General features: G+C 52.5%; 29 protein-coding genes. 7 read left to right on the top strand and 22 right to left on the bottom strand.

Translation table 11 applies throughout. From position 1 onward, the window contains the following. Window positions 1-4: 4 nt before the first annotated feature. The 6 genes from lptB to IV04_RS10600 are packed head-to-tail and all read right to left on the bottom strand — an operon-like array spanning window position 5 to window position 4,373. Window positions 5-730 carry an LPS export ABC transporter ATP-binding protein gene (lptB, locus tag IV04_RS10575; protein WP_037397515.1) on the bottom strand — a complete coding sequence of 242 codons (726 nt, stop codon included), beginning with the start codon at window positions 728-730 and terminating at the stop codon, window positions 5-7. 6 nt (window positions 731-736) lie between these two features. After that, window positions 737-1,276, bottom strand: coding sequence for a lipopolysaccharide ABC transporter substrate-binding protein LptA (lptA, locus tag IV04_RS10580; RefSeq protein WP_037397517.1), 540 nt, complete (start codon window positions 1,274-1,276; stop codon window positions 737-739). Then, window positions 1,245-1,823: an LPS export ABC transporter periplasmic protein LptC gene (lptC, locus tag IV04_RS10585; protein WP_037397519.1), complete on the bottom strand. Its 579-nt coding sequence runs from the start codon at window positions 1,821-1,823 to the stop codon at window positions 1,245-1,247. The genes lptA and lptC overlap by 32 nt, the downstream gene beginning before the upstream one ends. Then, on the bottom strand, window positions 1,820-2,374 hold the full coding sequence (kdsC, locus tag IV04_RS10590; protein WP_037397521.1) for a 3-deoxy-manno-octulosonate-8-phosphatase KdsC: 555 nt from the start codon (window positions 2,372-2,374) through the stop codon (window positions 1,820-1,822). The genes lptC and kdsC overlap by 4 nt, the downstream gene beginning before the upstream one ends. A gap of 16 nt (window positions 2,375-2,390) precedes the next feature. Continuing rightward, the gene (gene kdsD / locus IV04_RS10595; protein ID WP_037397523.1) at window positions 2,391-3,377 is read right to left on the bottom strand and encodes an arabinose-5-phosphate isomerase KdsD; all 987 of its coding nucleotides are present in this window, start codon (window positions 3,375-3,377) and stop codon (window positions 2,391-2,393) included. A gap of 15 nt (window positions 3,378-3,392) precedes the next feature. After that, window positions 3,393-4,373: a calcium/sodium antiporter gene (locus tag IV04_RS10600; protein ID WP_037397526.1), complete on the bottom strand. Its 981-nt coding sequence runs from the start codon at window positions 4,371-4,373 to the stop codon at window positions 3,393-3,395. Window positions 4,374-4,807: 434 nt separating this feature from the next. Here IV04_RS10600 and mlaF point away from each other — a divergent pair, with 434 nt between their 5' ends. From mlaF to mlaB, 5 genes are read left to right on the top strand one after another with little or no spacing between them, the layout of a single operon-like run. Next, window positions 4,808-5,623, top strand: coding sequence for a phospholipid ABC transporter ATP-binding protein MlaF (gene mlaF / locus IV04_RS10605; RefSeq protein WP_037397530.1), 816 nt, complete (start codon window positions 4,808-4,810; stop codon window positions 5,621-5,623). A 4-nt stretch (window positions 5,624-5,627) separates the two neighbouring features. Next, a complete protein-coding gene (gene mlaE / locus IV04_RS10610) occupies window positions 5,628-6,410 on the top strand; it encodes a lipid asymmetry maintenance ABC transporter permease subunit MlaE (protein WP_037397533.1) in 783 nt (260 codons plus the stop codon). Between the two features lie 4 nt (window positions 6,411-6,414). Continuing rightward, the gene (gene mlaD, locus IV04_RS10615) at window positions 6,415-6,948 is read left to right on the top strand and encodes an outer membrane lipid asymmetry maintenance protein MlaD (protein ID WP_037397537.1); all 534 of its coding nucleotides are present in this window, start codon (window positions 6,415-6,417) and stop codon (window positions 6,946-6,948) included. Between the two features lie 14 nt (window positions 6,949-6,962). Then, on the top strand, window positions 6,963-7,592 hold the full coding sequence (gene mlaC / locus IV04_RS10620) for a phospholipid-binding protein MlaC (protein ID WP_037397541.1): 630 nt from the start codon (window positions 6,963-6,965) through the stop codon (window positions 7,590-7,592). Continuing rightward, complete coding sequence (mlaB, locus tag IV04_RS10625; RefSeq protein WP_037397545.1) at window positions 7,592-7,894, top strand: lipid asymmetry maintenance protein MlaB; 303 nt, start codon at window positions 7,592-7,594, stop codon at window positions 7,892-7,894. Before mlaC ends, mlaB begins: the two co-directional genes overlap by 1 nt. A 107-nt stretch (window positions 7,895-8,001) precedes the next feature. On the opposite strand, the gene IV04_RS10630 is transcribed toward mlaB, so the two are convergent. From IV04_RS10630 to IV04_RS10680, 11 genes are all read right to left on the bottom strand, one after another. Then, window positions 8,002-8,769, bottom strand: coding sequence for a C40 family peptidase (locus tag IV04_RS10630; protein ID WP_037397548.1), 768 nt, complete (start codon window positions 8,767-8,769; stop codon window positions 8,002-8,004). Between the two features lie 100 nt (window positions 8,770-8,869). Beyond that, window positions 8,870-9,814, bottom strand: coding sequence for a putative lateral flagellar export/assembly protein LafU (gene lafU / locus IV04_RS10635; protein ID WP_037397551.1), 945 nt, complete (start codon window positions 9,812-9,814; stop codon window positions 8,870-8,872). Beyond that, a complete protein-coding gene (motA, locus tag IV04_RS10640) occupies window positions 9,807-10,676 on the bottom strand; it encodes a flagellar motor stator protein MotA (RefSeq protein ID WP_037397554.1) in 870 nt (289 codons plus the stop codon). The genes lafU and motA overlap by 8 nt, the downstream gene beginning before the upstream one ends. Then, on the bottom strand, window positions 10,661-11,377 hold the full coding sequence (locus IV04_RS10645) for a FliA/WhiG family RNA polymerase sigma factor (RefSeq protein WP_037397557.1): 717 nt from the start codon (window positions 11,375-11,377) through the stop codon (window positions 10,661-10,663). The genes motA and IV04_RS10645 overlap by 16 nt, the downstream gene beginning before the upstream one ends. A gap of 22 nt (window positions 11,378-11,399) precedes the next feature. Continuing rightward, window positions 11,400-11,867, bottom strand: a complete 468-nt coding sequence (gene fliL / locus IV04_RS10650; RefSeq protein ID WP_037397560.1) for a flagellar basal body-associated protein FliL — start codon at window positions 11,865-11,867, stop codon at window positions 11,400-11,402. 7 nt (window positions 11,868-11,874) lie between these two features. Then, window positions 11,875-12,975, bottom strand: a complete 1,101-nt coding sequence (locus IV04_RS24660; RefSeq protein WP_051916752.1) for a flagellar hook-length control protein FliK — start codon at window positions 12,973-12,975, stop codon at window positions 11,875-11,877. After that, window positions 12,975-13,280: a hypothetical protein gene (locus IV04_RS10660; protein ID WP_037397563.1), complete on the bottom strand. Its 306-nt coding sequence runs from the start codon at window positions 13,278-13,280 to the stop codon at window positions 12,975-12,977. The genes IV04_RS24660 and IV04_RS10660 overlap by 1 nt, the downstream gene beginning before the upstream one ends. Further along, on the bottom strand, window positions 13,273-13,668 hold the full coding sequence (gene fliS, locus IV04_RS10665) for a flagellar export chaperone FliS (protein ID WP_037397566.1): 396 nt from the start codon (window positions 13,666-13,668) through the stop codon (window positions 13,273-13,275). Before fliS ends, IV04_RS10660 begins: the two co-directional genes overlap by 8 nt. A 15-nt stretch (window positions 13,669-13,683) precedes the next feature. After that, window positions 13,684-15,003, bottom strand: coding sequence for a flagellar filament capping protein FliD (fliD, locus tag IV04_RS10670; RefSeq protein WP_037397570.1), 1,320 nt, complete (start codon window positions 15,001-15,003; stop codon window positions 13,684-13,686). Window positions 15,004-15,335: 332 nt separating this feature from the next. After that, a complete protein-coding gene (locus tag IV04_RS10675; protein WP_037397573.1) occupies window positions 15,336-16,175 on the bottom strand; it encodes a flagellin in 840 nt (279 codons plus the stop codon). A gap of 214 nt (window positions 16,176-16,389) precedes the next feature. Beyond that, the gene (locus tag IV04_RS10680) at window positions 16,390-17,229 is read right to left on the bottom strand and encodes a flagellin (RefSeq protein WP_037397576.1); all 840 of its coding nucleotides are present in this window, start codon (window positions 17,227-17,229) and stop codon (window positions 16,390-16,392) included. A gap of 383 nt (window positions 17,230-17,612) precedes the next feature. On the opposite strand from IV04_RS10680, the gene IV04_RS10685 reads away from it, so the two are divergent. Further along, window positions 17,613-18,611: a transcriptional regulator gene (locus IV04_RS10685; RefSeq protein ID WP_231566267.1), complete on the top strand. Its 999-nt coding sequence runs from the start codon at window positions 17,613-17,615 to the stop codon at window positions 18,609-18,611. Continuing rightward, entirely contained in the window at window positions 18,583-19,047 is a 465-nt protein-coding gene (locus IV04_RS24665; RefSeq protein ID WP_051916753.1) for a hypothetical protein, read from the top strand. Before IV04_RS10685 ends, IV04_RS24665 begins: the two co-directional genes overlap by 29 nt. A gap of 127 nt (window positions 19,048-19,174) precedes the next feature. Here the strand turns inward: IV04_RS24665 and IV04_RS10695 are convergent, their stop codons facing one another. The 5 genes from IV04_RS10695 to IV04_RS10715 all read right to left on the bottom strand — a co-directional run bounded on the left by IV04_RS10695 (window position 19,175) and on the right by IV04_RS10715 (window position 24,064). Beyond that, a complete protein-coding gene (locus IV04_RS10695; protein ID WP_037397581.1) occupies window positions 19,175-20,182 on the bottom strand; it encodes a hypothetical protein in 1,008 nt (335 codons plus the stop codon). A 5-nt stretch (window positions 20,183-20,187) separates the two neighbouring features. Beyond that, window positions 20,188-21,105, bottom strand: a complete 918-nt coding sequence (gene flgL / locus IV04_RS10700) for a flagellar hook-associated protein FlgL (protein WP_072010868.1) — start codon at window positions 21,103-21,105, stop codon at window positions 20,188-20,190. An 83-nt stretch (window positions 21,106-21,188) separates the two neighbouring features. Beyond that, on the bottom strand, window positions 21,189-22,559 hold the full coding sequence (gene flgK / locus IV04_RS10705; protein ID WP_037397584.1) for a flagellar hook-associated protein FlgK: 1,371 nt from the start codon (window positions 22,557-22,559) through the stop codon (window positions 21,189-21,191). Window positions 22,560-22,562: 3 nt separating this feature from the next. After that, complete coding sequence (locus tag IV04_RS10710; RefSeq protein WP_037397587.1) at window positions 22,563-22,958, bottom strand: rod-binding protein; 396 nt, start codon at window positions 22,956-22,958, stop codon at window positions 22,563-22,565. An 11-nt stretch (window positions 22,959-22,969) separates the two neighbouring features. Next, window positions 22,970-24,064 (bottom strand): flagellar basal body P-ring protein FlgI, encoded by a 1,095-nt coding sequence (locus IV04_RS10715; protein ID WP_037397590.1) that lies wholly within the window; start codon window positions 24,062-24,064, stop codon window positions 22,970-22,972. Window positions 24,065-24,072 lie beyond the last annotated feature (8 nt).

Genomic DNA, 24,072 nt, shown 5'->3' on the forward strand with positions numbered 1-24,072 from the left:
GAACTTAGAGGCGGAACTCTTCGCCCAGATAAACGCGTTTGACTTGCTCATCAGCCAGAATAGCATCTGGTGTGCCGTGGGCAATCAATTTGCCCTGGCTGACGATGTAGGCGCGTTCACACACGTCCAGCGTTTCGCGCACGTTATGGTCAGTGATCAGCACGCCTAAGCCGCTGTCGCGCAGGTGTTCGATAATTTTTTTGATATCGATAACGGAAATCGGGTCAACCCCGGCAAAGGGTTCATCCAGCAGGATGAATTTCGGGTTGGCGGCCAGCGCTCGGGCAATTTCCACCCGGCGGCGTTCACCACCGGAAAGTGACTGGCCCAGGTTATTGCGCAGGTGCGAAATGTGAAACTCTTCCATCAGCTCTACCGCGCGGTCGGCGCGCTGTTCGCTGGTGAGGTCGTGACGGATTTCCAGCACTGCCATCAGGTTGTCGTAAACGCTCAAACGGCGGAAAATCGAGGCTTCCTGAGGAAGGTAGCCAATTCCACGGCGCGCACGCGCATGTAATGGCAGGATACTGATGTCTTCTTCATCGATGGCGATGCGCCCGGCGTCACGCTGAACGATGCCCACCACCATATAAAAAGTCGTGGTTTTACCGGCCCCGTTTGGGCCCAACAGGCCGACGATCTCACCAGATTTCACTTTTAGGCTGACGTCTTCAACGACTTTGCGGCCTTTATAGGCTTTCGCCAGATGTTCTGCGATAAGTGTTGCCATAAGTGATTAGTTACTCTTCTTTTGCGCGCTTTTGTCTTGCAACTGTGATGGCACCAATACGGTGGTCACACGGTTGCCTTTATCGCTGAACGCCTGCATTTGCTGCTGCTGCACCAGATAGGTGATGCGATCGCCTTGTACGTTGCTGTCGAGCTGTTCCAGGTAGGCATTGCCGGTGAGCGTGACCAGTTGGGTGGCAACGTCGTAACGGACTTTCTGCGCATGGCCTTTCACCGGTTTGCCGTTATCCTGCATCTGATAGAAGGTGACCGGGGTGCCGAAGGCTTCAATGTAGGTTTTGTTCTGATCGCCACCAGGGCGAGTCACGACCACTTTATCGGCCTTGATCTCAATCGTGCCCTGCTTGATGACCACTTCATCGGTAAACGTGCTGACGTTGCTCTGCATATCCAGCGACTGCTTCAGTGAATTGATATTCACTGGCTGATCGGCGTCGGATTTCAACGCCAGAACCGGGGTGCTGGCGGTCAAAACGAGGCTGGCGATCAATAGATTACGGAGTTGTTTTTTGGTTCTGAATTTCATAGTTGGTCTTGACCTTATCAATCAGCTCAGCGGTTTTGTCCCGCAGATTCCCACGCATTTTCATGCCATTAGAGGTAAAGTTGGTCCCGAACAGGGTGACTTCATCATCGGAAGAGATATCCTGTGTGACCAGATTAACCCAAGCATTATCTGTTTTAATTTTCTCTAGCTGCGAGGTGGTGGTCAGGCTGTTCACCTCAACGTGGCCGTACAGATACAGCATACGATCTTTGGTCAGTTTGGCGCGATCGGCGCGTACTGACCAGATAGCCACAGCGTTCTGATCAAACAGTGTCATCACCGGTTTAGTGAACCAGCTCAGTTCCTCGGCGGTAAAATACTGTACCTCTTCAGCCACCAGTTTATAGTTCAGCTTACCGGTTGGGCTATAGACCACGGTCACCGTATGCTGGCTCTGGTAGGTCGGATCCTGCTGATTGAGCGGGACTGGGTTATCATCGCCGCTGAAATCGGCCAGATTCCAGCCGATCAGTGCCAGTGCAATCACCGCCAGCATCAGAGTGACCCAAAGCTTGGTTTTACTCATATCGACAGCCCTTTGGCCTCTTCCAGCTTGTTCTGAGCCAAAAGAATCATGTCACACAGTTCACGCACGGCACCGCGCCCCCCGGCAATCCGGGTAACGTAATGCGCTCGCGGCGTCAGCAACGGATGCGCATCTGCTACTGCTACCGCCAAGCCCACCTCGGCCATCACCGGCCAGTCGATCAGATCATCGCCGATATAGGCGACTTCATCAGGGACTAACGACAGTTTATCCAACAGTTCACGGAAGGCCAAAAGCTTATCGGATTGCCCTTGATACAGATGGGTGATATCCAGCGTTTTTGCACGATCTTCCAACAGCTTGGCCGATCGGCCAGTGATGATAGCCACTTCAATGCCCGAGGTTTTCAGGCAGCGGATGCCATAACCGTCACGCACATTGAAGGCTTTCAGCTCTTCACCCTGGTTACCCATGTAGATCAGGCCGTCTGACAGTACGCCGTCGACATCACAAATCAGCAGGCGGATCTTCCCGGCTCGTGCCATGACGCTTTCAGTGATCGGCCCGTAGCAGGTTTCGACCATACTCATTGACTTCTTCCTTTCATTAGACAACGCCAGCGCGCAGCATGTCATGCATATGTACCACACCCAGCAACTGGTCGCCATCGGCAACCAGTACGGCGGTGATATGGCGTTGCTGCATCAGGTTGAGCGCATCGACCGCCAGCATATTCGGGCGTACCCGGATGCCGCCCAGCGTCATCACATCGGCAATTTTAGCGTTATTGAGATCGATACCCATGTCAAACACCCGGCGTAAGTCACCGTCGGTAAAGATCCCGGCGATCTTCATCAGATCGTTACAGATGACGGTCATGCCCAGATTTTTGCGGGTGATTTCCAGCAAGGCGTCGCGCAGAGAAGCCTCGGCGCTCACCTGCGGGATCTCATCACCGCTGTGCATGATATCGCTGACGCGCAGCAGCAGGCGGCGGCCCAGTGCCCCACCTGGGTGCGACAGCGCAAAATCTTCTGGCGTAAAGCCACGTGCTTTCAGCAGTGCCACCGCCAGAGCATCACCCATCACTAATGTGGCTGTGGTGCTGGTGGTGGGAGCCAGGCCAAGCGGGCAGGCTTCTTGCGGCACCTTAATACACAGATGCACTTCTGCGGCCTTAGCCATTGAGCTTTCCGGGTTGTTGGTCAGGCAAATCAACGGGATCTGCTGGCGTTTCAACACCGGAATCAACGCCAGAATCTCATTGGACTCACCCGAGTTGGAGATAGCCAGCACGATGTCCTGCGCCGAGACCATCCCCAGATCGCCATGGCTGGCTTCTGCCGGGTGCACAAAGAATGACGGGGTGCCCGTGCTGGCAAAGGTGGCGGCAATCTTGCAGCCAATGTGGCCGGATTTGCCCATGCCCATTACCACCACTTTGCCGCAGCAGGCGGCGATCATTTCGCAGGCGCGGGTAAAATCGGCATTGATATACTGATCAAGCTGGGCCAGGCCATCGCGCTCGATCTGGAGCACTTCTCTGCCTGCCTGCTGAAAATCAAAGCCCGGTTGCCACTGAATGTTCGACATACTTATTCCCATCACTTAGCCAAAAAACGCACTGAAAGGGTGAAAGAACAGCACCGCAAGATACGCAATAAACCCACATAATAACAGAGCCCCTGCCAGATGGCCGATGCGATGTTTGCGCCCCAAACACAAGGCACTGAGCAGGATGCTGGCTGCCAGCATCACCCAGTAATCACGCTGGAAAGCGGCGGGATCGATACTGCCCGGCGACAGCAGGGCGGGGACGCCCAGCACAATCACCAGATTAAAAATATTGGAGCCGATGATATTACCAATCGCCATATCATCTTCACCCTTTAGTGCTCCGGCGATGGTAGTGGCCAGTTCTGGCAGGCTGGTGCCGATAGCGATGATCGTCAGGCCAACCACCAATTCGCTGAGGGCGAAGTAATGGGCTATCACCGTGGCGTTATCGATGATCATTTTTGAAGAGAGCGGCAGGATGATAAATGCCAGCACCAGCCACAAGATGGCGACGGTGTTGCTGCTGTCCTGCGGCAGTTCGGCGAGCTGTTCCATAGTCAGGCTGTCATTGCCCTCGCGCTGGGCCTGCCGGGCGATTTTCAGCATCAGCAGAATAAACCCGGCAGCGGCGGCCAGCAATACTATGCCATCCAGCCTGCTGAGGGAGTTGTCCATCAGCACAAAACCACATAAAAGAGTGACGGCCAACATCAGCGGCAGTTCGCGCCGCAGGATGTCAGAACGGACCACCAAAGGGTGGATTAGGGCGGCCACCCCGAGGATCAATAAAATATTAGCAATGTTGGATCCCAAAACGTTGCCAACCGCCATGTCGGTCTGCCCGTTCAGTGCAGCGGTGACCGAAACAATCAGCTCTGGCAAGGACGTGCCAATGCCGACGATGGTCATCCCGATAATCAGCGGGGGAACGCCCAAAGAGCGGCTAATCACCGCAGCACCATAAACTAATCGATCTGCCCCATACACCAGTAAAAATAAACCAACGATTAACAATACTATCGCGAGAAACATGCAGGGTCCTTTATTGGGTATAATCCCCCGGTTTTTCAGGTTGTCGTGTTGTTGGTTTTGCACGTTCATCCTCAATGATTGAGGCACCGACTCACCGCCTGGCTACAACTTGAAATCCATTGGGTATCACCCCGGTTCGTTGGTAAAGCCGAAATTCGGCCATCTTGCTTGCCCAGCGTTGTGCAACTGCAGCAACGGATTTTCCCGGTTAAAAGTCAAACAGTTTCATTTTTTTGCGTTATCTCTTAATTTTGACTGGCTGAAGCTTAAAAGTAAAACCAATGGCATCATTGGTAGCGAAATGGCAGTAAGTTTTTGTAAAGATGAGACGCGCTGCGTCTGTTGCTTTAACATCACGGATAGATTTAAGGCCTGCGTAATCGCCTTAATTGCGGTGGCCCTTAGCAAGAATGCTCGGTAAAGGATCAATAAATATGCACCAGAAGGCAGATAATCTGGTCGAAGTGCGCGGTATGAGCTTTTCTCGCGGCGATCGGCTGATATTTGAAGATATTAATCTGACGGTCCCCCGTGGCAAAGTAACGGCGATCATGGGGCCATCAGGGATTGGTAAAACCACACTGTTGCGCCTGATCGGCGGGCAACTGTCACCCGATCGCGGTGAGATCTGGTTTGATGGTGACAACATTCCGGCACTGTCACGCCATCAACTTTATGAATCGCGCAAGAAGATGAGCATGCTGTTTCAATCGGGTGCGCTGTTCACCGATCTGACGGTATTTGAAAACGTGGCTTTCCCGCTGCGTGAGCACAGCCGCTTGCCGGAACCCATCTTGCGCAGCACGGTGCTGATGAAGCTCGAAGCCGTGGGGTTGCGCGGTGCGGCCAATCTGATGCCCAATGAACTCTCCGGTGGTATGGCGCGGCGTGCCGCACTGGCGCGAGCCATTGCGCTGGATCCGGAGTTGATCATGTTCGACGAGCCTTTCGTCGGCCAGGATCCCATCACTATGGGCGTGTTGGTGAAGCTGATTGACGAACTGAACCATGCGCTGGGCATTACTTGCATCGTGGTTTCACATGATGTGCCAGAGGTATTGAGCATTGCTGATTACGCCTATATCGTGGCGGATCACCATGTGATTGCCGAAGGCACGACACCGCAGTTGCAGAGCAATCCTGATGCGCGCGTGCGTCAGTTTCTGGATGGTATTGCCGATGGGCCGGTACCGTTCCGCTATCCGGCCAGTGATTACCAGACTGAGCTTCTAAGGAATGGGAGTAATTAACCTCATGTTTTTACAGGCGTTAGCGTCGTTAGGGCGCCGAGGTATCAATACCAGTGCGGCTTTTGGGCGCGCCGGGCTGATGCTGTTTCATGCGCTGGTTGGGCAGCCGGAACCGCGTAAGCAGTGGCCGTTGCTGCTCAAGCAGCTTTACAGCGTGGGTGTGCAATCTCTATTGATCATCATGGTTTCCGGTGTGTTTATCGGCATGGTGCTGGGGCTGCAAGGTTATCTGGTACTGACGACCTATAGCGCAGAGGCCAGCTTGGGTATGATGGTGGCACTGTCGCTGCTGCGTGAGCTGGGGCCGGTTGTGACCGCCTTGCTGTTTGCTGGCCGCGCAGGCTCGGCATTGACCGCTGAAATTGGCCTGATGAAAGCCACGGAGCAAATCTCCAGCCTGGAAATGATGGCGGTTGACCCGCTGCGGCGCATTGTGGCCCCGCGTTTCTGGGCAGGCTTGATCAGCATGCCGCTGCTGACGATCATCTTTGTTGCCGTCGGCATTTGGGGCGGCTCGGTGGTAGGGGTGGATTGGAAAGGCATCGACAGCGGCTTCTTCTGGTCTGCCATGCAGGGCGCGGTTGAATGGCGCAAGGATTTACTTAACTGCCTGATCAAGAGCGTGGTATTTGCCATAACCGTAACCTGGATTGCGATCTTCAACGGCTATGATGCAGTGCCGACTTCTGAAGGGATTAGCCGGGCAACGACAAGGACCGTGGTACATTCGTCACTGGCGGTGTTGGGATTGGATTTTGTGCTGACTGCACTGATGTTTGGGAATTAATTCGATGCAAACGAAGAAGAGTGAAATCTGGGTTGGGGCATTCATGCTGATTGCACTGTGTGCCATCGTCTTCCTCTGCCTGCAGGTGGCAAATATTAAATCGATCGGTAATGAACCGACTTACCGTATCTATGCCACCTTCGATAATATCGGTGGCTTGAAAGCGCGTTCCCCGGTGAAGATCGGTGGGGTAGTGATTGGCCGGGTGGCCGAGATCTCACTCGATGCGAAAACTTACACACCGCGGGTGGCGCTGGATATTCAGGATAAATACAACCAGATCCCGGACACCAGCTCGCTGGCGATCCGTACCTCTGGCCTGTTGGGTGAGCAGTATCTGGCGTTGAACGTTGGTTTTGAAGATCCTGATATGGGCACCACCATTCTGAAAGATGGCGGAACCATTCAGGACACCAAATCAGCGATGGTTCTGGAAGATCTGATCGGTCAGTTCCTGTACAAGAGTGGCGGCCAGGACAGTGCGGAAAAACCGGCTGTAGCACCAGACGCTGTTCCACAACCTGCCACAAGTCATTAATAGAGGAAGCCTGCATGTTTAAACGTTTACTGATGGTTGCGCTGCTGGTGGTTGCTCCGCTGGCTTCTGCGGTTGATCAGACCAATCCTTATAGCCTGATGCAGGATGCTGCGGATAAAACCTTCGCACGTCTGAAAGCCGAACAACCGAAAATCAAACAGGATCCCGACTATTTGCGCACTATCGTGCATGAAGAGCTGATGCCGTTTGTGCAGGTGAAATACGCCGGTGCGCTGGTATTGGGCCGTTACTATAAAGAGGCCACTCCTGCGCAGCGTGAAGCTTATTTCAGCGCTTTCCAGGCGTATCTGGAGCAGGCTTACGGCCAGGCACTGGCAATGTATAACGGCCAGACTTACCAGATCGAACCGGCGCAGCCTGTAGGGGATGCCGATATTGTCGCTATTCGTGTGACGATCATTGATAACGGTAACCGCCCGCCCGTGCGCCTGGATTTCCAATGGCGGAAAAACAGCAAGACCGGCTATTGGCAGGCGTATGACATGATCGCCGAAGGCGTCAGTATGATCACCACCAAGCAGAACGAGTGGGCGTCTACTCTGCGCACCAAAGGGGTGGATGGTCTGACTCAACAATTGCTGGTTGCCGCCAAGCAGCCGATCACGCTGGATAAGAAAAACTGATGGCCGAGGCATTAAGCTGGGAATCACAACAGCACACCCTCATTTTGCGCGGTGAACTGACCCGTGAAACGCTGCTGCCGTTGTGGCAACAGCGTGAGGCGTTGATGGCGGATAAAGCTATCGTTGATGTTGCATCGTTGCAGCGTGTTGATTCTTCCGGTTTGGCATTGCTGCTGCATTTGCGTGAACAACAGCGCCAACATGGCGTCGAGTTAAAAATTTCCGGCATGACAGAACGGTTGCAAACGTTGATTGCGCTTTACAATTTGCAGACGATAATGCCTGCTGATCCCACTGATTAATCACGTTTTCAGCGGCTGACAAGAAGCTCAGGGCCCGGTATTCCACCGGGCCCTGAGCTTTTAGTACTGCAAATTGCCTGTTGATTTGAATGGCACAGGAGAGGGCGTTACAACAACGCCGTCTCGGTGATGACCCGCTTGGCGCCGATGTAGTGGCTTTGCCAAAAGTTATCCGTCAATTTGCTGATACGGACATTAGCCCCGGTACGTGGCGACTCAATAAACTGCCCATCCCCCAAGTACACCCCGACGTGATCCGGTACGTCCTTTTTAATGCGGAAAAACACCAAATCCCCTTTGCGCAGTTCACCTTGTTTGATGTGCCGCAATTTTTTGCTTTGATACATCTGGTTGGTCGTGCGCGGCAGTTTTTCGTTCAGGTGCTGATTATAAACGTAATAAACCAGGCCGCTGCAATCAAACCCCTGTGATGGCGTTTGCCCGCCCCACACATAAGGAATGCCGATCTGGGATTTCAGCTTTTGGATCACGGTATGAATAGCGACCTCCACGCGAGGATTACCCAGATCGCCCATTAACTCTTCCGTTGCCAACGTTGGCATACGATCTGAACCGCCGATATAGCCTGGCTTCCAGCGCCCATGCATGGCCAGTTGTTCACGGTTCTGCAAACGCTGCTCCTGTTTCACCAGCGCTTCACGACGCGCCTGTTCCGGCGTCAGTGGGACAACGGCAAGGCGGCCTTTCGACTTAGCCAGCAGCTTCGCACGATTTTGCATACGTTCAAGGGCTTCTTTATTCTGCGGTTGCGTCGCATTCGATCCAGGCTTTTCCGCCGTTTTCTTTTTTGCTGGCGCTGCACTGGCCCCAAGGGAGATCAGTAACAACAGCGGCAGAATAAAAAAGCCAGTCATGCACCGACGAAGCCCTGCCGTAACCGGCAAGAAAGGTGCAGACAGCGTGCAAAAGATCACAAACAAAACAAGGTTTCCTACAATTTCCAAAACAAAACGATTACTCAGCGATATCAGGCGACAGCCGGGCAATTTTGTCCGCTAAAGGTTTAACCACTTTTTCTCCATTCACTCCAAAGAATTGATAGAGCGACTCGCTGGCAGCATGGGTTAACACCATGATCTCAATACGACGGTTAGAAGAACTGAGCGGATCCTCAGCATCCAGCAACATCTGGTCGGCCATTCCGCTTACCTGCAAAATTTTCGCCTGATCCAAGCCCCCTTGCGTCAGCACCTGACGGGCTTGCATGGCGCGCTCGCCGGAGAGATTCCAGTTGTTGTAATGCTCCTGATCGCGAAAACGGGTGGCGTCAGTGTGGCCGGTAATAATAATTTTGTTGTCGATGGTGTCTAATGCCGAGGCAAACTCACTCAACAGCCGTTTAAAGAACGGCGTCAGCACCGCGCTGCTGCGTTGGAACATTTCGCGTTTCTGATCGTCTTGGATCAAGATACGCAACCCCTGCGGCACTATCTCAATTTTCAGGTTGGACTGTGCATCGTAGGCCGAGGTGATCTGCATGATAATCCGGGCCAGGTTTTCAATTTCTGCCTCAGAACGCTTATTAACATCTTCAATGCTTTCTGCGATCGCCGCGACATTGGTCAGCACAGGCACTTGGCTGATCTCCATGACCGGTGCTTTTTGTTCGATATCCTGTTTGGCTGCCAGCACGTTCAGCGAGCCATTGGCGCCTTCCGGTTGAACCATTGGTGTGATAGACGCGCCGTCAAAAATCGTCTGCCCATTGAGCAGCATCACCACTTCTTTACGCTCTTCCTCGGTCACCGCGCCCATGATCCAAAGCACCATAAACAGCGCCATCATCGCCAGGGTGAAGTCAGCAAAAGCGACTTTCCAGGCACCACCGTGGATCGCATCATGGCCTTTACGCGATGAGCGTTTGATGATGGTGGTATGTCCTTTTGCTGAATTACGCATCAGATTCACTCGTCAGTTGATTTACCCAGCCATCCAGAGTGGCGAAAGTCGGTTTAGAGTCCAGCGGCAGCATTTTGCGCCCGGCGTCTACTGCCAGCAGAGTCGGCTTGCCCGCCACTTGATTGACCAGCACGGTACGCACGCACTCCAGCACCGCCATTTGCTTCTTGGTGCGCTGTTCCATGGCGTTAGACACTGGATCCATCAGGCAGTAACAGAAGAATACCCCCAGGAAGGTCCCTACCAGGGCTGCGGCGACTTTCACACCAATCACTGCGATCGACCCATCGATTGACTGCATGGTGATAATGATGCCGAGTACCGCTGCACAGATACCAAAGCCGGGCATGGCTTCTGCGGTGCGCTGCAAAGAGCGTGAAGGCTGTAGCAATTCTTCTTCCATCGCTACCAGTTCCTGCTCCAGGATCCCTTCCAGTTCGTGCTCGTTGATTTTCCCCATCGCCATCAGACGGAAGTTATCGGCGATAAAGGTCACCAGCGCTTTATCACGCAGAATTAACGGATACTTTTGAAACAGTGGGCTGCTCTCAGGCACTTCGATATGGGCGTCCAGCATTTTCAGGCCGCCGTTCTGTACCAATTCCAGCAGTTCGTGCAGCAGCATCAGAAGCTGTTGCTGATAGACTTCGGTGTACTCGTTTTTACGCATCACACCGCGGAACTGGCGATACATTTCACGCAGTACTGCTTTCGGGTTGGCTAATACCATGGCTCCCATACCGGCGCCGAGAATAATAATGATCTCTCCGGGCTGCCAAAAAGAAGCCAAACGGCCGCCTGACATAATAAAACCGCCAACAACACAGGCGAAAATAATGACTAATCCTAATAACTTTTGCATGAGGCTTCACTCTTAAAAAAACTTTGAATCTTTTGTGTAATGACTTTATTAAGTTGGCAGATCCTTGCCTCGGTTAAATCCAGTACCAGCGCGATCTCTTTCAAGCTCATTTCATGCTGGTAATACAGCGTCAAAATCAATTGCTCACGCTGTTCAAGGGTGGCCAGTGCGCTGCGTAAGGTGCGACTGTTAATAATCCCTTCTTCCAACGGGCGGCTGTCCAAGGCGCCCGTGTGAGTATCGCTGCTGAGCAGCTCATCCAAACTTTCCATTGCTTTAGCGCAATCCAACAACAAGTACTCCTGATATTCCTCGGCCGTGATAGACAGTTTGCTGGCCAAATCCTCAAAACTGGGTTCCCTACCCAATTCACGCGCTAATTCCCGGATCGCGTCATTAATTTTGTGGTTCTTTTGTCGCAAACGGCGCGGGCGCCAATCCAACTGCCGTAATTCATCCAATATGGCACCGCGGATCCGCCGGGCTGCGTAAGCGGCAAACTGCTCATCCGGATGCCCATAACGGCGCAGCGAAGAGAGCAAGCCCATCAGCGCAATCTGCTCCATATCCTCTTGGTCCATAACGCTGCTACTCTGATAAGAGAGTTGCTTTACGATACGGCGCACCAGCGGTAAATAGGCCTTCACATAACGTGATTCGTCAGCTGGGGTCAGCGCATCGCTGGCAATAAAATCCATCATTTCTATCAATCGCTTTAGCTACTTATTGAAAAATCATCTTGCTGATAATCACGTCATTGAACGGCATCTCGATCCCAAGCGTCTTAAAACGCGCCGTATAGGCCGCCATTAGGCGCTCGCGCAGTTCATTAACACTCAGCGCACGCGCATCGCTGTATTCAAGCTCAGAAAACAGGCTGACTGTGGCGCCGCGGATTGCTGGGGACATCTCTTCAATGCGCTTGATTTTGGCGTTTTCGTGGGTCACCAGTGCCAGTTCCAGCAGCAGGTAGTGTTCCTGCCTACCGCTGTTTTTCATCGTCAACACCACATTCTTTAATTCAAAAAAAGCGACCGGTTGCTCTTTTGTGGACTTGAAAAGGGAGCTTGATTTGCCCGCTTTTTCTTTATCTCCACTCAATAAATGGGTGCCGTACACCGTTGCGGCGGCGGTCAACAGTGCTGTTGCCAGCACTAAAACCAGACTCAGGGAAATCGTTTTTATATTCATCGTCTTCTCAAATGGTCAATAACACGGATTCATCTTGGTGCAGGCGTGAGTCCTGTGAATCACTGGCGAACTCGGCTTCTGGCAAAATCGCTGTTGAAGCCTCCTGCTGCTGTTCTCTCTTCTGCTGCTGCCCCGCTTGCGAGGAAATCTGAACATTCACCTGCACAAAGTTCTGTTCGGTCAAACTCTGGCGTAATTCATGGCTCATCTGAGTCAGCGCGCGATAAACCTCGCCTTGGCCTGCATTGATATGAACCTTGATGTTGCTGTTCTCTATCTGCAGGGAAATATCTATCTTGCCCATGTTGGGGGGATCCAAACGGATGGTGGCGTGTTGGATCTGATTTTTAACCTGCATCTGTAACCGCTCACCCAGAGCTGATTGCAGCTGCTGTGACCAACGCTCCTGCTCGCCTTCCAGTTTCAGCGTCGTGGCTTGCCCAGCGTGGAGCGGGTTGCTATTGCTGACGTTTTTGGCGCTGTGGTTGGTCGCTTCACCAATGGCTGGCGTATTTGCCGCAGGCATGGTTCCTTCTACGGGCGTCAGTGCCGCAGGTTGTGGCAGCGGGGTGAGCCCTTTCACGGCAGCCAACACCGATTGTGGCGTGTTCACGTCAACCTGCGCATCGGGCTGAGGTTGCGCTGCCGCCGCAGTAGGCTGAGGCATCCCGATTTGTGCCGCTGACGATGGACGAACATCGCCATTCAAGCGCTGGCTTAGCAGGACATCACTGCCCGGCAGAGCAGGGCTGTCTTCTGAAACCGCCGCTTTTGCCGCCAGTTGGCTTGCCATCAACAGCATATCCAACAGCTGTTGCGGGTTAGCGGCAGGATCGATCACCGCTGTGCTGTCGTTTTGCTCGGAAACGTCCTGAGACTGCGCCATGGCATCGTCAGAAGCCGTCTGTGACAGCTCTTCCTGGCCCGCCGCCGCCAGCAACGTATTGGTCACATCCATCAGCGCGCTGTTGAATGCGTTTACTGCCGCATCTGCCGTTGCTTCAGGTGTGGCTACCGATGGTGCTGCCTGTAATGGCGCAATGTCGGTACTGAGCATTGAAGAACTCCCCAGTTCCGTTGCTGCCGTTGGTGCAGTCATACTCATCATTAACCAATATCCTCATCATTCATAAACACAGCGTAAGCAAGCGCACCCTCTTGATTACGGCGGCGCAGCATCATTTCTCGTTCCAGGATCTCGCTCTGCCGACGGCAGTGTTCGTTCACTTCCTGGTGTACCTGCTTCAGTGTTCTCAGGGCTTCGCGCTGCGTGTTGCTTAATGGTTTACCTGCCAGCGCACTTAACAGTGAGGCGATCTGCTGATCGACTTTCAGGACGTTTGCCCAATTACTTTCGCTGGCAGATACTTCCAAAGCGCGCGTCAAAAAGTGAATGACCTGTACATCATCCATTCTGTTTCCCCATGCGCTGCCAACCATCTTGCAGGTTGCCGAGGATGCCTTCGACTTCATCGATAAACTCCACCGACATCTTGTGGCTGGCGCTGTACAGACGGTAAACGCAATAGTCGTAAAGATTGGCCATGCTCAGCGCCAGTTCACCGCCTTTGTCGTAATCCAGGGCGCTGGTCAAGGCATTGAGGATGTCGATGCACTTGTTGATGCTTTTCACCTTGCGCTCATAACGCCGGGCGGCGATATGGCTTTTGGCGCGTACCAGTTCATCCATCAGGCCATTAAACAGCATCAATACCAGTTGATGTGGTGTGGCTGCCGCCGCCTGAATAGTCAGATCTGACTGTTGATAGTGGCCCAGGCTTTCCTGCTCATTTGAATACATAAAAATGTGTCTCCGTTAAACTAAACCAAACATACTCATTGTGTTGTTCATCTGCGTCATCACCGATTGCAGTTGGGTAAACTGCCGCAGATACCGGTTGTAAGATGTCTCGTAACGCGCCGAGATCTTGTCCGTTCTGCCGTCAACTTCAGCCTGTTGGCGGTCAAGCGTTTCCTGACGCCCCTTCAGCATGCCGGTTGACGAGTTGAGGTATTTATCCAAAGACTGATCGACCTTTTTCAACAGCCCGTCATTACCGTTGAACAACGCATTCAAACCGTTAGGATCGTCAGTCAGTGCTTTATCTAATTTGCTGCTGTCAATCTTCAGCTTGCCTTCACGATCGGCAGTAATGCCGTATTGCGTGATGCTTTTCTCGCCAAACTCGGTGCGCAGCATGGCGTTCAATTCACGCTCCAGCGAGGCGATCGCCGAATCCCCTGCGAACGCTCCACGCTCTTTACCCCCACTGCCGCTGGCCGTCAGCGTATCCAGCGAAGATTTCAGGGCATTAAAGGCATCCACAAAGCTCTGCACCTGCTCTTTGGTTGACGACGTATCGGTGCCTACCTGAATACGCAGCGGTGTCTCACCTTCTTTCTGCGCTTGCGTCAGTTCGATTTTGACGCCGTCGATCAGCTTATCCAGGGTATTGGAGCTGCTGGTGTACTCTTTAGGGCTATCACCCAGACGGAAAATAGCGTCTGCGGCTTTGGAAATAGTGTCCTGATTGGCCGTATCAAACAGCCCGGCGCTGGTGCCGTCCATTTTGCTGGTATCGAGCGACACCTGATTGGCTGCACCGGTCTCATCGCTGCTGAACATCATGCTGACGTTACCGTCGGTGCGGATCAGAGAGACCGTCACGCCTGGGTTTTCTTTCGACGAATTCACCGCACCAGCAAAATCCGCCATGCTGTTAAGCCCGTCCATCTCGACATCGACAGATTTGCCATTGATGGTGATGCTCATGGTGCCAGTGGCGTTTTTGATCGCGTCATCATTCAGGTTGTCGTAAGAGACTTGATGTGCGGAAGCCAGCTGTTTGACAAACAGGTTATACGTCCCTTTTTGCGCCGTTGAACTGGCGGTCACCGTTGCCACGCCGTCCGTACTGGTGGTGGCGCTATTTTGCAGCATGCCATTGTCGGTCTTGTTTAAGGCGGTCAGCGCAGTGCGAAAATCGTTTAATGAGGTCCGCAAGGTATTCAGGGCGGTTTGCTGCGCCTTAAGATTCAGCGTTTGCTTTTGCAACGCTGTTTTCATCGAAAGGACATCGTAGCTGGCCAATTGAGAGGCCAGCGTTTGTGGATCAAGACTGGTAAGGTCGGACATTATTTTTCTCCAAATTTATTAGCGGCCGTGATACTGCGCTGTGCTTTTATAAAGCAACATGCGTGCCAACTATTTATTAAAATAAAATCAATCAGTTGAATATTAGGGGGAAAGGGAATTTCCGCTTTTGGCGGAAATCAGGAAGGAAATGTTCAAGCAAAAAAAAAGCACCGCCATACAAAGGATGGTGGTGCTTTTCTGAACTCATGTACTCGTTACGCTGCGCGTTGCAGAGTGGTTGCCCCAGTCACAGAGTGTTCTGTGCTGTCAAAGAGCCCCTGGCTCGCCGCTTTTCTGCCACACACAGACGCTGGAAGAGTCAATCAACTCAATTAGCCCAGCAGAGACATCACCATCCCAGACATGCTGTTAGATTGCTTGAGCATGGACATGCTGGTCTGTGACAGCATCTGGTTACGGGTCATGGAAGAGGCTTCTTTCGCGAAGTCTGCATCCTGGATGTTACCCAGCGCCAGTTCGGTGTTGTCTTTCATGTTGGCCAGGTTGGCCGCTGTGTGACCCAAACGGTTAATGTTGGCACCCAGGCTTGAGCGCAACGTACCGACGTCACCCAGTGCGGTTTCGAGCCCGTCGATCACATCGCTAAATGCCGCGCCATCTTTCAGCGTAAACGCACCCACATCACCCATTGAGGTGCCAACTGCGGTCATTTCGGTACGCAGATCCACACTCATCACTTCAGCAGAGCTGGCACCAATCTGGAAGTTCATGGCACCGCCAGCCAACTTACCGCCTTCCAGCAGTTTCTCACCGGCAAACTTGGTGTTGCCCATGATGTTTTTCAGTTCTGAGTTCAGTTGCTGGAACTCAGAATCCAGCGCGTCACGATCTTTTGTCGAGTTGGTGTCGTTCGCTGCCTGCGTTGCCAGATCTTTCATGCGGTACATGATGTTGCTCACTTCATCAAACGCACCTTCAGCCGTTTGCAGCATGGCGTTGGCATCGGCGATGTTGCGTTGGGCAACGGCCATGCCGTTGGTTTGCCCTTGCAGACGAGAAGCGATTTGCAGACCCGCAGCATCATCAGCCGCAGAGTTGATACGCTTGCCGGTACCCAGACGCTCCATAGAGGTTGAGAGCATGCTGTTTGCTTTGTTCAGCGAGTTAGTAGAAGCCATTGAAGAGGCGTTGGTGAAAATAGATAAGCTCATGTAAAAATTTCCTAGTCAGTCAAAGTGTCAACCCAGTGGCTGTTTATAAAGGCACTCAATAATCAAATTAATTGCCTGGCAGAAACATCCTCAGGGTTCTATTTTTTAAACGAAAACATCAGCGAGCGCCTGGCGGGCGTATAACTCGCCAAGGCACCGCAATTTCTTCAGGTTAAGCGGCAGGCACCTAACCTCTGGTGTGATATGCCAGGGTTTAGCCCAGCAGAGACATCACCATCCCAGACATGCTGTTAGATTGCTTGAGCATGGACATGCTGGTCTGTGACAGCATCTGGTTACGGGTCATGGAAGAGGCTTCTTTCGCGAAGTCTGCGTCCTGGATGTTACCCAGCGCCAGTTCGGTGTTGTCTTTCATGTTGGCCAGGTTGGCCGCTGTGTGACCCAAACGGTTAATGTTGGCACCCAGGCTTGAGCGCAGCGTACCGACGTCACCCAGTGCAGTTTCGAGCCCGTCAATCACGTCGTTAAACGCAGCGCCATCTTTCAGATCAAGCCCAGCGATAGTGGTCATTGACGTGCCAACCGCGGTCATATCGGTACTCAGATCCACACTCATCACTTCAGCAGAGCTGGAACCAATCTGGAAGTTCATGGCGCCGCCAGCCAACTTACCGCCTTCCAGCAGCTTCTCACCGGCAAACTTGGTGTTGCCCATGATGTTTTTCAGTTCTGAGTTCAGTTGCTGGAACTCAGAATCCAGCGCATCACGATCTTTTGTCGAGTTGGTGTCGTTCGCTGCTTGCGTTGCCAGATCTTTCATGCGGTACATGATGTTGCTCACTTCATCAAACGCACCTTCCGCCGTTTGCAGCATGGCGTTGGCATCGGCGATGTTGCGCTGGGCAACGGCCATGCCGTTGGTTTGCCCTTGCAGACGAGAAGCGATTTGCAGACCCGCAGCATCATCAGCCGCAGAGTTGATACGCTTGCCAGTACCCAGACGCTCCATAGAGGTTGAGAGCATGCTGTTTGCTTTGTTCAGCGAGTTAGTAGAAGCCATTGAAGAGGCATTGGTGAAGATGGATAAGCTCATTAGTTTTATCTCCTTAAGAACCTGCCAATCAGGTTCATTACTGTTGTGATGAAATAAAACGACACAACAAAATCAGAAATTAAGCCGCAGATAAAAAAATGAGCAAAATTTTTTATTCTTTTGCCGCAGTGGATTTTTTTTATAAATAAAATCAATGAATTAAAAATATATTATTTAATCCATTTTTATCACCGCACTCCGAAAAAAAACGGGTTTTACGCATAAAACACCAAGAAAATGCCATGTTCCGGTTGGAAAAAAAGCTAACGCCTAAGCTAAGCAGCACACGTCCGGGCTTTTTTTCAAAAACCTGCTTCAGTATATGTATACCCAAGTCACTTCGAGATGCAGTGCAAGCTATTGCAACACGGTAGGAAAAGCGCGTGAACGACATAGCCATGATCAAAACAGAGTACGCTTCGGTAAATAATTGGCTGATTGATTCCCCTTCTGGCTCAATTATCCATGTCATTACCGGTGAAAAAAAACGCCTTGGTGAATACCAGCTAAAAATGCTGGAAGTGCTGTTTGAAAACCGCGGTGTCATATTGAGCCGCGAGGAACTGACGGCCTTGGTGTGGGAAGGGCGGGTGATCGGTAATAACAGCCTGCCCAATGCGATCCATGCTTTGCGCATCGCTCTCGAAGACAACGGAAAACAGCAAAGGATCATCAAAACGATCCCCAAAAAAGGGTATCTGTTAGAGGCTGAATATTGCCGCTATTTTGAAGAAAATGTGCAAGAAGATCGGGAAAACGATCAGGAAAATGAGCATGAGCGAAGCGAAGAAACGATGACTGCGGAAAAAACTGCCGCAGACCGCTTCCAGGAAAACGACCACAGTACCGTTCCCCCCTCTGCTGAAGCTAGCCTCTCTATAGCATGTGCGGAGCCTGAGCACTGTTTTCCTGTACCCACAAGCGTCACTTCTGACACCAGGAGTGTCGTCTGGCGTAAGAGGTTTGTACTCCTCGTCCTGGTTTTTATCTGTGTTGCCTGTTGGTGGTATTTTTCCATACCGCGGGCAAATCAGCTCAGGGTGGTGGAAGTGGAAAATGGGGTCTATAGCAACATCCAACTGCATGAAGTCTGGCAAACCAGAGAGATGCAACAGCGTACAGGCACGTTGCGCAATACGTTGAGAAACACATTCAACAACCTGAATCAGCAATTAAGAATCAGCTCTTCTCGCATGCAGGTCTATTACAGCGCCACCGATCTCACGCTCAATTATACGCTCTACATCACCAACTCATGCAATCAGCGCCAGCTTTCTATGGCGATCAGGCAATGGCGCAGCGAACCACAGCAGCTCAATACGCTAGTCTTGCGTGAAACCCGGAGGATTATTAATGAAATGGCAACCTGTCCTGCTCCTTAAATGGGGGGGCGGCCTGCTGGCTGCCGCGGCAATCGTGGGGGCCGTGGCCCATTTTAGCAAAGGTGTCGAGCTCACTCGTCCAACCTCGTTTGACAGCGATCTGCAGATTGGGCTTTACGATCTCCAACTGCACCGCAAAGAGATTTACGACGTTCATGCCAGAACCATCGATAACTCGCTGAATCTCACCATCACCAGCCCGGATGATAAGCGCTTTATTGTCCGCGGGATCATTCAACGACAGGGCTGGCGTAACGGGCAACGTTTTTATTCGTATGCTCCCACTTTTTACGCGTCCCCACACCGGGGATTAATGATTGATGAGATGATCGATCTGCTGAAGTACGGTGGGTTTGTGGTAAAGCCCAACGAGCCTAATGGCAGCTCCCTTATTATCAGCAATAGAGGCATGATATTTTTGCACAATTTTCAATAAGGAAGCGATGCGTTTGACGGCTCAGGTCAGCCGTGTAAAAGCGCGGAGTCCTGGGGATTTTGACGATCGTGGCGCTGCTGGCAAGCAGCAACGCCCGGTCTGGTAGAAGTGCGGAAGAGGGGTTCTGTTAACCCAAAAGATTCTTCACCGTAGCCAAACGGATATTGGCCTGTGCGCCTAAGGCTCGTGATAAATCAGCATAGTTTGCCGCGCTGTTTTCCAGCACGTTGCCTAAGGCCTGGGCTGTGTCCTGTGCCTGCTGCGGCGTGTAGGGGGTAGCCATATCATTGATACGCGCCACAACGCGTTCCTGATGCATACGCAGTTTGCCGCGCTGAGTGGTGATGCGCTCTAACGCATTTTGCATCTGGAGGGTCGTGTCGCGCGGATTATCGGACCGAGCGGCAATACGCGCCAACCCTTCATCCTGAGCTTGTTCAGGTTGTGCCGCCAGCAGCGTAAAAGAGTCGGCAGGGAAATTACGCCCTTCGCCACGCACGCTCAGATGCTGGCTTACCCGCCCCCAGCGCGATTCATCGACGCTGAAAATCACCTGCCCAACGCTGTCCTGCCGGGCATGGATCCCCATGCGGCCAAGGCCGACGTTCAACTGAGCCAGCACCTGACGCGGGGAGCCCTCTTCAGGCAGCACCACGGCGGTTAATTCGCGCTTGTTGCCCCCTAAGGCAAAAATCAGTGTCTCGCCCTGCGGGTTTTCGATCAATTGCTCGCTGATCGCCAGGCCAAAGTTCACCTGGGTCTTTTTCTCTAGAGTGACGTTAAAATGCCGGTCCACCGTGCCGCCAGAAAGCTCGGTACGTTGATCCAACAGGCGTTGTAATTTGACGGTTTTCGCGGTTTTATCCCCACGTAGCCCCGTGTGCCGCAATTGCAGCAGTTGGCTTTCCGTTTCTGCCAAATAATTATCGGCTTGCTGTACGGCGGTAATTTGCCTATTAAGCTGCACGTTGTAGCGTAAAGGCCGCGTTGAGATCAGCGCAGCTTCAGGAAAAGGATTACGAGCCTCAGGGGTTTTAACAATTTTACGTTGTTGAACCGACTGAGGTGCCTCCAGCCTGCCGCCCGTTAACGCGGCAGACGTGGAAGATGGAATAGTTTTTAAACCGACTTGCATAACCGTTACATCACATTAAAGAGCGAGAGTTGGCTAATCATATTGTAAGCTTTATTGGTGATCTGCACCGAATTGATATAAAGCTGCAAATTGACACTGGTTGTTGCCCAGTCAGCATCAGCAAGTTCACTCGCCACTTGACTATTGGCGGAACTCACGTCGGTATGGGCGTTATCCAGCAGGGTTAAACGATTCTGACGTCCACCCAGATCGGTGAATATGGCAGCTACGTTATCTCGCGTATTATTGACAGATTCCAGCATCGTGGTGATGTCGCTCTGGTAATCACTAATGGCGGCATTGGGATCTTGCATCTTTTCACTCAGCGCTTTGAGTTGGTTGAGCATCTCCAGTTGATCGCCTCCTTGAGAGAAGGCCTGCGCCAAGTGGGTATTTTCGGTTAAATTTACACCATTTGCAACCGTTGTTTCACGCGTACCGTCATTACCGGCGTAAATATACTGCTGGCTGGTTTCATCCCATTGAACTGGCTTGGTATCTGTTTTCGTACCAGAGAACAGATAGCTGCCATTCTCATTTTGCGTATTCATCACCGCAACCAGCGTTTCCAGCATCGACTCCAACTCTTTGCCGTATCCAGCCATATCTGTCTGGCTGTGCGTATCGTTGGCGGCAGACAGTAACTTGTCGTTAAGCGCCAAAAGCTGGTTATTGACCGCGCTGACATGTGATTCCTGGATCGCCAACCGGCCACTGACGCTGGTGATATTACTTTGGTACTGCGTAATCGCAGACTGCTCGCGGTTGATCTGCACCAGACGGCTGGCTGCAACCGGATCGTCAGAAGGGACATTAACACGCTTCTGAGTGGCCATCTGCTCCATCAACTTACTGATACGTGTACCATTCTGGTTCAGTTGTGCGAGCATGGCGTTAGAATTATAAAGACTACTGACACGCATGAATTATTTCCTCATCGTTATACCCGTCATACTTCGTGTTGCTGGTAGCTTATAAACAACGCGAATTATTCGGGGTGTAACCATCAAAACAGGTTAAGTAAATCACTGAAAATCTGATCGCCTGTAGCGATCACTTTCAGGTTGGCTTGGTAGGCGTGCATATACACTTGCAGGTTAATGGCCTCTTCGTCGTTATTCACGCCGCTCAGGTTGTCACGCTGAATCTGCGCCTGTTGGAAGATGGCGGTAGCCGCTTCCAGTTCAGTCTGGTTTTCACGGCTGGCAATACCGATCCCAGAAATAATCGACGCGGCCCCTTCATTCAGGCTCATGTCACCCATACCCGATATCGGGCTTTTCTTGTTCTTCAGATCCACCAGCGCCAGCAGATTATCGCCATTGCCTGCCTCACCGGGCTGGCTTGACAGCGCCAGCTCTTCCGGCTTGAGGTTGTTGACCTGCAACATACCGCCAGGATTGCTGGGATCGAACACAAACAGAGGTTTGCCTGGGTTACCATTGAGATCAAACCCTTGTTCCAGTTGGCTGTTAAACATGTCAGCCAGCGTCTGAGCCATCCCTTGGATCGAGTCCTGCATATTTTTAAGCGGACCGCTTTCATAATCGTGCAGCGCCCCTAACTGCCCCCCCATTGAGGGGTTCAGGGAAAATTCACTGTTACCAAACTGCAGATTGATAGACGTGCTGCCGTCGCTGTTTTTACCCACCGCCAATTGCCCGGAGGTATTGCCGCTCACCAGCGGTTGCCCGCCTTTCAGGGCTACTGTGTAACGCCCGGCGTGATCTTCACTGATCTTCACGTCGGCAAAACCGCTTAACTGTTTGACCAACTCATCACGCTGATCGCGTAATGCGCTGGCATTGCCCCCAGACGCTTCCATCTCGGAGATCTTCTGGTTGTAGCTGGCGATATTGCTGCTCAGGACGTTGATGTTTTCAACCGAGGCCTCACGCTGGGCAGCGATCGAGGTTTTCTGGCTGTTGATAAAGTCGTTGGTGTTATTAAAACGCATCGCCAGCGAGTTCGCCTGGTTAAGCGCCTGTTGACGTAATGCCGGTGACTCGGGTTGCGTCGTCATGGCGCTTAATGAAGCAAAAAACTCATCAAGCCCGCTACCCAAACTGGTGGATTCATTACCCACCACTTTTTCCAAAGCGCCCAGGTACTGCTGCCCGGCGTTGTAATAGCTCGCTTTGCCATTGGTATGCCAAACTTGCCCCACCAGGTACTGATCGGAAACCCGCCGGATGCTGTCGACCTGTACACCATTACCTGCCGCCAGGCCGACTTGTCCCATCGGGCCGATGGAGCTTTGCTGCACCACCTGGCGGCTATAGCCCGGCGTCAAGGTGTTAGCGATGTTCATAGAGGTCACATTCATTCCCATACGGGCGGCCTGTAAACCACTAAACGCGATATTCGTGATACTCATAGGTTACTCCTCCCTTCTGCTCATCACGGGGATGACAGGAGGGGTTAATTCTTGTGGCTGCTGCTGTAGAGCGACACTTTTCTGGTCAATCTTAAGCTCACCCTGTGTTGCAGGTGCCAGTTGAGCCATGATCATCTCGGCAATGCCGCTGCTGCGCTGCGAAGCAAGCTCTGTCGCCATCCTGTCATCATAAAAATCGCGCATCATGCGCTGCTGCTTGCTGTTAAAGGGATCGCCCTCGTTCACCATGGCGTCAGACGCTTTACGCATCTGATGCATGACGGAACGCAGAAACATAGCTTCAAACTGCTCTGCAGCCTGTTCGAGGGTCTGGGGTTTGACTTGCCCGCCAAAATCTCCGGGCAACACTGCTTGTTGACGATTGATAGCATTGATCACGGCCTGGCTCCTTAGATCACGACCAATTCGGCATCCAGCGCGCCTGCTTCGTGCAGCGCCTGCAAAATAGCCATGGTATCGTCAGGGGCGGCCCCTAGACTGTTAATGGTGCTGACAATACTGCGCAGGTTGGTACCGGTTGGAACCGTCACCATTTGCCCACGACCGCGATTAACGCTGACGCTGCTTTCCGGCGTTGCTACCGTTTGCCCGCGGCTAAAGGCCGGAGGCTGGCTCACATTGGTGCTCTCGTTGATAGTGACCGTCAGATTGCCATGAGAAACCGCAGCTGAACGCACCACCACACCCTCACCGATCACCACTGTTCCAGTACGGGCATTGAACACCACACGTGGACGCTGTTTACCGACATTGATCTGCACATCTTCCAGCATCGACATAAAGGCGACGCGGGCACCGGCACCTTGCGGTGCTTTTACTACCACGTTGGTGGAGTTCTGTGCCGTGGCGGTATTGGCGCCGAAGGCGTTATTGAGCGCGACGGCAATATTGTTGGCCGTTTTAAAGCTAGGGCGCTTGAGGTTCAGTGTTACCTGATCGTTTTCCTGAAAATCGCTTGGGATCTCACGCTCGATCGAGGCTCCGTTGGGCACTCTGCCCACCGTCGGGGTATTGATGGTCACGCTGGAGCCACTATTCCCCTCCGCTTTGATCCCCCCAACGACCACGTTGCCTTGTGCCAGAGCGTAGACTTCGCCGTCTGCACCGCGCAGTTGGGTCAGCAACAGCGTTCCGCCGCGCAAACTTTTGGCGTCACCGATGGAAGAGACGGTCACGTCAATGGTCTGCCCACGGGCATAACCGGGTGGCAAGGTCGCGCTGATCGCTACGGCAGCCACGTTTTTAACTTTAGGGTCAATTTTCGCTGGCATCTGCACGCCAAACTGGCGCAGCATGTTGGTCACCGACTGACTGGTGAACTTCACCTGGTTTTTGTCGCCGCTGCCGTCGAGCCCGACGACTAGGCTGTAACCGACCAGTTGGTTACCGCGTACTCCTTGAATATCAACCAGATCGCCCAGCGTTTCCGCCCAGCTCACCGCGCTCCAAAGAAGTGAAAAGAAAATAATAAAATAATGACGCATGACAGCTC

It is taken from the genome of Serratia sp. Ag1, assembly GCF_000743355.1.
Classification (GTDB): Bacteria; Pseudomonadota; Gammaproteobacteria; order Enterobacterales; family Enterobacteriaceae; genus Chania.